The organism is Embleya sp. NPDC001921 (assembly GCF_053594475.1).
This window is the reverse complement of record NZ_JBSFEO010000112.1, coordinates 1-9,144: the sequence shown is the minus strand read 5'-3', so window position 1 is coordinate 9,144 and position 9,144 is coordinate 1. Positions and strand designations below refer to the sequence as shown.

Here is a 9,144-nt window from a genome sequence, read left to right as displayed (position 1 = left end):
CGAACGACCCCCACAACCCCGCCAACGACACCATCACCGCCCACAACACCGGCTGCACCACATCGACCCGCCCGAGCCACTCCCCCGACCCCGACCCCGACCCGGCCCCAGCCCCAGCCCCGGACCGCAGGACCGACGTCAACGACCAATCCACAAAAGGCGCGAGCGCCGCCTCGCACTCCGCGATCCGCTCGGCGAACACCGGCGACGAATCCAGCAGACCCGCGGCCATCCCCGCCCACTGCGACCCCTGCCCGGGAAACACCAGTACGGTCCGACCCGAGGACCGCGCCACGCCGGACACCACGTCCGGTGCCGGCTCACCCGCAGCCAGCGCTGTCAGTCCCGCCGCCAACTCGGCCGGCCCCGAGGCCGATACGACTCCCCTGTACTCGAACGCCGACCGTGACGCGACCAGCGTCGCCGCCACCGCCGCCGGGTCCGACTCCCGGTGCCGGGCCACGAATTCGGCCAGTCGACCCGCCTGCGCCCGCAGTGCCGCCTCGGACTTGCCCGACACCACGAACGGCAGCCTCCCGGGCGCGAGAAGCCGCGCCTTCCCCGCCGGCTCCGGCTCGTCCGCCTGTTCGATGATCACGTGCGCGTTCGTACCGCTGATCCCGAACGACGAGACCGCCGCCCGTCGCGGACGATCGACCACCGGCCACTCCCGCGCCCGGGTCAGCAGCTCCACCGCGCCCGCCGACCAGTCGATCCGGGTCGAGCGCTCCTCGGCGTGCAGGGTCTTCGGCAGGGTTTTGGCCCGGATCGCCAGGACGGCCTTGATCAGGCCCGCGACGCCGGCCGCCGCGCCGGTGTGGCCGATGTTCGACTTCACCGAACCCAGCCAGAGCGGGCGGTCCGCGGGGCGGCCCCGACCGTAGGTCGCGAGCAGGGCCTGGGCCTCGATCGGGTCGCCGAGCCGGGTGCCGGTGCCGTGCGCCTCGACCGCGTCGACGTCGGCGGCCGACAGGCCGGCATCGGCCAGGGCGAGTCGGATGACCCGCTGCTGTGCGGGGCCGTTGGGCGCGGTCAGTCCGTTGCCGGCACCGTCCTGGTTGACCGCGCTGCCGCGCACCACCGCGAGCACCCGGTGGCCGGCCCGCCGGGCGTCGGCCAGCCGCTCGACCACGAGCACGCCCACGCCGTCGGCGAGGCCCATGCCGTCGGCGCCCTCCCCGAACGCCTTGCAGCGGCCGTCCTCGGCCAGTCCGTGCTGGGCGCTGAAGCCGAGGAACTGGAGCGGGGACGACAACACCGTGACGCCGCCGACCAGGGCCAGCGAGCACTCGTCCTTGCGCAGCGCCCGCACGGCCAGGTGCAGGGCCACCAGCGAGGACGAGCACGCGGTGTCCACGGTCACCGCAGGGCCTTCGAGCCCGTACAGGTAGGACAGGCGGCCGGAGAGTACGGCGGCGGCCGTGCCGGTGGTCAGGTGTCCGATGTACTCGTCGGGCACCGGACCGGTCGTCCAGCCGTAGTCCACGCTGTTGGTGCCCATGAACACGCCCGTCCGGCTGCCGCGCGTGTCGGCCGGTCGGATTCCGGCGTGCTCGAAGGCCTCCCACGAGGTCTCCAACAGCAGCCGTTGTTGCGGGTCCATGGCGAGGGCCTCGCGCGGGGAGATCCCGAAGAAGTCGGCGTCGAAGCCCGCGACGTCCCGGATGAAGCCGCCGGACGCGGCGTAGCTGGTGCCGGGGTGTTCCGGGTCGGGGTGGTAGAGCCGGTCCAGGTCCCAGCCGCGGTCCCGGGGCAGCGGGCCGATCGCGTCCCCGCCGCGGTCGAGCAGTTCCCACAGGTCCCGTGGTGAGGCGATGCCGCCGGGGAGGCGGCAGGCCATGCCCACGATCGCCACGGGTTCGGTGTACGTGGCCGCCGCCTCGAACGCCTCGATCCGCCGCTGTGCGTCGTGCAGTTCGGCCGTGGCCCACTTCAGGTACTCGCGGAGGGTCTCTTCACTGGCCACGGTGGTCCTCCGGTACTGCGGTCGCGGTGTTCGTGGGGTCGGGGCGGGTCACGGCGTTCCTCCGGCCGGGGTGCCGCGGCCCAGCCGGGTGTTGATGAACGCCAACATCTCGTCGTCCGACGCGGCTTCGAGTTCCGCGGCGACGTTCGGCGCGCCGGCGGGCGGTGCGCCGTCGGTGGTCGGGCCGGCCGTGTCGTTCCAGTCGGCGAGCAGCGCCCGAAGCCGCCGGGTGATGCCGGCCCGGTCCGTGTCGCCGACCGCGGCCGCTGCCAAACCGGCGGCGAGGCGGTCGAGTTCGCCGTGGATGAGGGCGGCGCCCACGGGTTGCTCCGCCAGGAGTTCGGCGACCAGCAGGTCGACCAGGGCGAGCGGAGTCGGGTGGTCGAACACGAGGGTGGTCGGCAGGTCGAGGCCGGTGCGCCGGTTCAGCCGGTTGCGCAGGTCGACGGCGGTGATGGATTCGAAGCCGAGTTCGCTGAAGGCGCGTTCGGCCCGGATCTCCTCGACCGAGTCGTGGCCGAGGGCCGCGGCGGCCTGCGCGCGGACCAGGTCGAGCAGGCGGTGCGAGCGGTCGGCGGCGGACAACCGGGCCAGCTCGTGGCGGAGTTCGCCCGCCGTGTCGGCGACGGCGCGGGCCTCCCCCGCCTGTGCGACGAGCGCGGCGCGGGCCTCGGGGATGGTGTCGATCAACGGGCTGGGCCGCCGGGCGGTGAACGCGCCGGTGAATACCGGCCAGTCGACGTCGGCGACGGTCACGCAGGTGTCGTCGTGGTCGAGGGCCCGCTGCAGTGCGGCCAGGGCGACATCGGGGTCGAGCAGGCGCAGGCCGCCGAGGTGCAATCGGCGCAGCGCGCGGGCCGATTCGGGATCACCGGCCGCGCCCGCCTCGGTCGTCGGGCCCCAGACCGACCAGGCCACGGACAGGGCGTGCCGGCCCTGTGCGCGGTGTTGCCGGGCGAGGGCGTCGAGGTGTGCGGTGGCGGCGGCGTGGGCGCCGTGTTCGCCGCTGCCCCAGAAGGCGGCGACCGACGAGAAGTACACGATGGTGCGCAGTCGGTGCGGGTCGAGGAGTTCGTGCAGGATGCGCGCGCTGTCCACCTTGTCGGCCAGTGCCTCGGCGACGCTCGCGGGGTCGATGTCGCGCAAGGTGGCCAGGTTCGGGGCGCCCGCGGTGTGCAGCAGGTCGGTGATCGGTCGGCCCGCCTGGATGAGCCCCCGCAGCACGCCGGCCACCTCCCGCCGGTCGCTCAGGTCGCACTGTGCGGTGGTGAACCCGGTGCCCGGGGCGAGTACCGCTTGCAGGCGGTCGGCGGCGTCGGGGTCGATGCGACCGGCCAGGACGACGTGTTCGGCGCCGCGCTCGGACAGCCAACGGGCGAGCCGGATCTCCAGCGGGCCGGTGCCGCCGGTGATCAGCGCGGTGCCGGACGGCCACCAGTCCCGTACGGCTTCGGTGTCGGCCGGCGGCGCGTGCACCACCCGGCGGACGAAGACACCGGCCGGCCGGATGGCGAGTTGGTCCTCGTGGGCCGCGTTGCCCAGTGCCCGGCGCACCCGCTCGACGCCGTCCGCGTCCAAGTGCTCCGGCAGGTCGATCAAGCCGCCCCAGCGATCCGGCAGTTCGAGGGCCGCGACCCGGCCCAGGCCCCAGATCCGGGCCTGTTCCGGGTCCGGGGGCGCCTGTTCGCCGTCGACCTCGACGGCGCCCCGGGTGAGGCACCACAGGCGGGTGTCGGCGCCGACGTCGGCGACGGCCTGGGCCAGGAGCAGCGTGCCGGCGAGGCCGGCCGGTGCCGCCGAGGTGTGCGTGCCGGTTGCGCGGCCGAGGAAGGACAGGATCCCGATCGGCCCGGGGCTCTCGGGCAGCGCCTTTTCGAGGATGCGGGCCAGCTCGGCCCGGGTGGCGCGGGCGGGTTCGACGGTCAGGGTGGCAACGGTCGCGCCCCGGTCGGCCAGTGCCGCCAGCAGTGCGTCACTCGTGGGGTCCGGGGCCGGCACGACGGCCACCCATGCGGTGGGCGCGGGGAGGTCGTCGGGCAGGTCGTCGGCGGGCCGCCAGACGGCGCGGTAGCGCCGGCCGTCCGCCGCGCGCTGCTCGCGGGCGCGCCGGCGCCACGCGCGCAGGGCGGGCAGCACCGCGTGCCACGGCTGCTCGTCGGGGGCGTCGAGCAGGTCGGCGAGGGCTCGCGGTTCCTCCTGCTCGACCAGGTCCCAGAACCGGGTCTCGGTCGGGTCGGCGGCCGGGACGCCGTTCGCACCGGCCGTGCCGTCGGCCGCGTCCAGCCAGTAGCGCCGCCGGTGGAAGGGATAGGTCGGCAGGTCGACGACCCGGGCGCGCCGACCGGCGAGAGCGGCGCCCCAGTCGGGCACGACGCCGAGAACGGCCGCCTCGCCGACCGAGAGCAGGAAACGTTCGAGGCCGCCCTGGTCCCGACGCAGGCTGCCGACCGCCGCGACCTCGGCGCCGACGGCCGCCGCCGTTTCCTGGATCACGGTGACCAGGGTGGGGTGCGGACCCACGTCGATGAACGTGTCGTGGCCCTGCGCCGACAGGCCCCGGACGGTGTGTTCGAACCGGACGGTGTGCCGCAGGTTGGCGTACCAGTACTCGGGGTTCAGCTCCGCGGTGTCCAACGGTCCGCCCGTCACCGTGGAGTGGAACGGCACCGGGCCGGTGACGGGTTCGATCCCGGCCAGGTCGGCGCGGAGCCGATCGCGGATCTCCTTGACGTGCGCGGAGTGCGAGGCGTAGTCCACCGGCAGGATCCGCCCGCGCTCGGCCTCCTCGACCAGCGCCCGGACCGCCTCGGCCTCGCCGGATACCACGACCTGACCGGGACTGTTGACCGCCGCGAGGGAGAGTCGGCCGGCGGACTCCGCGACGCGTTCGCCGGCCTCGGCCTCCGACATGGCGACGGACGCCATCAGGCCCCGGTCGGACAGGTCGCGCAGCGCCCTGCTGCGCAGCGCGACGATCCGCGCACCGTCGTCGAGGGTGAGCGCGCCGGCGACGCAGGCCGCCGCGATCTCGCCCTGGGAGTGGCCGACGACGGCGGCGGGGCGTACGCCGTAGGCGCGCCACAGTTCCGCGAGGGAGACCATCACCGCCCACAGGGCGGGCTGTACGACGTCCACCCGTTCCAGGTCGGCGCCCTTCGGGTCGCGCAGCACGTCGGTGAGCGACCAGTCCACGTACCGGGCCAGCGCCGCCGCACAACGCTCGATGTGCTCGGCGAACAGCGGTGCCTCGCGCAGCAGTTCGGCGGCCATGCCGGCCCACTGCGAGCCCTGGCCGGGGAAGACGAAGACGACGCGGTCGCGGGTCGGGCCGCTTCCCTCGACGACGCCCGACCGCGCCTCGCCCACCGCGAGGCCGTCCAGCGCGCGCCGGAGGCCGGCCCGGTCCCGGGCCACCACGACCGCGCGGTGGGCAAGCCGGGTGCGGGTGGCGGCCAGCGAGAACGCGAGGTCGGCCGGGGCGAGTTCGGGGTGACGCGCGAGCTGGGCACGGAGTCGGTCGGCGACCGCGCGCAGGTCGCGTTCGGTGCGGGCGGACAACGGGTACGGCAGCGGGGCGGCGATATCGTCGCCCGCCGCTCCGTCGCCCTCGGGGTCCTCGCCTGCGGGGTCCTCGCCCGCGGGGTCCTCGACCCCGGGCCGCACGGCGCCGGCCGGCTCGGGCGGCGCCTGCTCCACGATCACATGCGCGTTCGTCCCGCTGATCCCGAATCCGGAGACGCCGGCCCGGCGCGGCCGATCGCTGTCCGGCCAGGGCACGCTCTCGGTGAGCAGTTCGACCGCGCCGGTCGACCAGTCGACGTGTGGGGACGGCGCGTCGACGTGCAGGGTCTTGGGCAGCAGGCCGTGCCGCATCGCCATGACCGTCTTGATCAGGCCCGCCATGCCGGCCGCCGCCGCGGCGTGCCCGAGGTTGGATTTCACCGAGCCGAGCCACAGCGGCCGGTCGGCGGGCCGTTCCCGGCCGTAGGTGGCGAGCAGCGCCCGCGCCTCGATCGGGTCGCCCAGCGTGGTGCCGGTGCCGTGTGCCTCCACCGCGTCCACCTGATCGCACGTCAACTCGGCGTCGGCCAGGGCGAGTCGGATCACCCGCTGCTGCGCCAGGCCGTTCGGCGCGGTCAGCCCGTTGCCGGCGCCGTCCTGGTTGACGGCGCTGCCGCGCACGAGCGCCCACACCCGGTGACCGCGCCGACGGGCGTCGGAGAGCCGTTCGAGCAGCAGTACGCCCGCGCCCTCGGACCAACCGGTGCCGTCGGCCGCCGCGGCGAACGACTTGCAGCGGCCGTCCTCGGCCAGCCCGCGTTGGCGGCTGAACCCGACGAAGCCCGCCGGGACGGCCATCACGGCGACGCCCCCGGCCAGGGCCGTCGCGCATTCGCCGCGCCGCAGGGCCTGGACGGCGAGGTGCAGCGCCACCAGCGAGGACGAGCACGCGGTGTCCACGGTCACCGCCGGGCCCTCCAGCCCGAAGGTGTAGGCCAGCCGGCCGGACAACACACTGCCCGCGCCACCGGTGAGCGCATAGCCCTCCGCGCCCTCCGCGCCGCGCCCACCGGCCCCGTAGCCGGAGGGCGAGCCGCCGACGAACACCCCGGTGGGGGTGCCCCGGAGCGCCGCCGGGTCGAGCCCGGCCCGTTCGAACGCCTCCCACGACGTCTCCAGGAGCAGCCGCTGCTGCGGGTCCATGGCCAGCGCCTCGCGCGGCGAGATCCCGAAGAACCCGGGGTCGAACTCGGCGGCGGCGGGCAGGAAGCCGCCGTGCCGGGTATACGAGGTTCCGGGATGGTCCGGGTCCGGGTGGTAGAGGGCGTCCAGGTCCCAGCCCCGGTCGTCCGGGAAGGGCCCGACGGCGTCGCCGCCGGCGGCGACCAACCGCCACAGGTCCTCGGGCGAGGCGACGCCGCCGGGGAAGCGGCAGGCCATGCCGACGATCGCGATCGGCTCGTCCGACGCCGCCCGCCGGGCGATCGGGACCGGCGAGCCGATCGGCCTTTCCTCGCCCCGCAGTTCGTCGCACAGGTGGGCGGCCAGCGCGGCCGACGACGGGTGGTCGAAGAGGGCGGCGACGGCCAGCGGGAAACCGATCAGCACGCTGAGCCGGTCGCGCAGTTCGACGGTGGTGAGCGAGTCGAAGCCGAGGTCGCGGAAGGCCCGGTCGGCGTCGACCGCCCGCGCTGACGCGTGGCCGAGCACCTGCGCGACCTGGGCGCGAATCGCGTCGAGCGCGAGCGCGGGCCGGTCGCCGGGCGGTGCCGCGGCGAGCCGGCGGCCGAGTTCGCCGTCCGTCGCGCCCGTGCGCGTGCCGGCGCCCGCCGGGTCGGGGCCCGCCGGCGCGAGTTCGCGCAGCAGCGGTGCGGCCCGCAGCGCGGTGAAGGTGGCCGTGAACCGCTGCCGGTCCAGGTCCGCAATGGCCACCACCGGCGCGGGGCCGCCGACCGCTCGGGCGAGCGCGGCCAGGCCCGCGTCCGGGGTGAGCGGGCGCAGGCCGCGACGAGCCAGCCGTTCCCGGTCGTCCGCGCCGACCATGCCACCGCCGGCCCAGGGGCCCCACGCGATCGAGGTCGCGGCCAGTCCGCGCGCGTGGCGCTGCTCGGCCAGCGCGTCCAGGGCCGCGTTCGCCGCGGCGTAGGCGGCCTGCCCACCGCTGCCCCACACCCCGGCGACCGAGGAGAACAACACGAAGGCGTGCAACCGGCGCTCGCCCAGCACCGCGTCGAGATTCGCGGCGCCGACCGCCTTGCCCGCGAGGATGTCCGCGCAGCTTCGCGGGTCGGTGTCCAGGACCGCGCGGTCGCGGACGACGCCCGCGGTGTGCACGACGGCCCCGATCGGATCGCCGTCGGCTTCCAGTTCGGCGACGAGACGGGCCAGTGCGGCCCGGTCCGCGAGGTCGCAGGACGCGACGGTCGTGCGCGCGCCGAGGTCGGCGAGGTCGGCGACGAGTCGATCCACGCCGGGGGTGTCCGCGCCCCGCCGGCTGACCAACACCACGTCGTCCGCGCCGCGTTCCGCGGCCCACCGGGCCACGCGGGCACCGAGACCGCCGGTGCCTCCGGTGATCAGGATCCGGCCGGTCGGCCGCCAGTCGGCACAGCCGCCCGTCGCTCGCGCGGCGGACAGCCGCCGCACCCACGCACCGGCCGAGCGCACGGCGATCTGGTCCTCGGCGCCGTCGGCGATCATCGCGGCGACCCGGGACCAGGTCGGCTCGTCGGGCGCGTCGGGCAGGTCGATCAGGCCGCCCCACAGCGAGGGGTGCTCCAACGCAACGGTCCGGCCCAGGCCCCAGACCTGGGCTTGTTCGACGTGCCGCAGCAGATCCGACGGGCCCGTGCTCACCGCGCCCTGGGTCAGACTCCACAGCCGCGCCCGCCCGTCGAGTCCGAGGTCGCACAGTGCCTTTACGAGAGCAAGCGTGCCGGACAGGCCCGAACTCAGCCCCGGCACGTCGCGGTCGGGCGCCGTCTCCCGTCCCAGCAGCGAGACGACGCCGGTGAGGTCGGGGTACGCCCGCAACCGTTCGGTCAGCGACTCGCGGTTCGCCGCGCCGGGCTCGACGACGAGGAGTTCCACGTGCGCGCCGCGCTCTTCGAGCGCGCGCCCACCCGCCGCGCCGAGCGCGGCGCCGGCCGCTCCGGACGCGATCACCAGCCACCTGCCGGACAGCCCGGCACCGGGCATTTCGGCGACCGGTCGCCACCGGACCAGGTACCGCCCGCCCGCCTCGGGGTCGACGCCGACGGGTCCGGGGGCGACGGCATCGGTCCGGGCGGCGGAAGGGTGTTCGGTGGCGATCCAGTAGCGCCGCCGCTGAAACGCGAAGGTCGGCAACTCCACGCGCCTACCGCCGCGCTCGGCCAGGACACCGGCCCAGTCGACCCGAATTCCCGCAGTGTGCAGGGCGGCCAGCGCGGTGCTCACGACCCGGGTGTCGGGGTGATCCCGGCGCAGGAACGGCACGATGGTCGGTCCGGTCCGCGGATCGGTGTTCTCCCGGGTCATCACGACGCCCACCGCGTCCGGACCGATCTCCGCGAACGCGGTGGTGCCCTCGGCGATGAGCGTGTCGATCCCGTCGGCGAAGCGGACCGGTTCGCGTACCTGACGCACCCAGTAATCGGGATCGGTCAGTTCCGCGACACCGGCGATCCGCCCGGTGA

The 9,144-nt window shown here is 75.5% G+C and carries 2 protein-coding genes; both read right to left on the bottom strand.

The annotated features are described in order from the left end of the window. Positions 1-1,966, bottom strand: a 1,966-nt coding sequence (locus tag ACWCPW_RS50935; RefSeq protein WP_449768496.1) for a type I polyketide synthase, incomplete at its 3' end; no start/stop codon positions are given. 48 nt (positions 1,967-2,014) lie between these two features. Continuing rightward, positions 2,015-9,094, bottom strand: a complete 7,080-nt coding sequence (locus ACWCPW_RS50930) for a type I polyketide synthase (RefSeq protein WP_449768495.1) — start codon at positions 9,092-9,094, stop codon at positions 2,015-2,017. Between the last annotated feature and the right edge of the window lie 50 nt (positions 9,095-9,144).